This window comes from Paraburkholderia sp. SIMBA_027, assembly GCF_046535315.1.
GTDB classification, from domain to species: Bacteria; Pseudomonadota; Gammaproteobacteria; order Burkholderiales; family Burkholderiaceae; genus Paraburkholderia; species Paraburkholderia tropica.
The window spans coordinates 1-239 of the sequence record NZ_JAWRWY010001525.1 but is presented as its reverse complement, the minus strand read 5'-3'; the positions used below and the strand labels follow the sequence as shown (position 1 = coordinate 239).

Sequence of the window (239 nt, the reverse complement as noted above, 5' to 3'; positions counted from 1 at the left end):
GCCGATGATCCCGACCGTCGGCGCGAACACGCCCATCGTCGCGCACGCGACTTCCTCGAACGGCTGGTCTTCCGGAAACACGCACGCGTAGCAGGGCGCGGCCGGGTCGCGGAAGTCGAACGTGCTGATCTGGCCGTCGAAGCGCAGCGCGGCGCCCGACACGAGCGCCACGCCGTGCGCGACGCACGCGCGGTTGATCGCATGGCGCGTCGCGAAGTTGTCGGTGCAGTCGAGCACGA

At 70.3% G+C, this 239-nt stretch carries 1 protein-coding gene; it reads right to left on the bottom strand.

Annotated features, from left to right (window positions below; genetic code table 11):
• On the bottom strand, positions 1-239 hold a 239-nt coding region (locus SB764_RS44285; protein ID WP_410867347.1), incomplete at both ends, for a HesA/MoeB/ThiF family protein.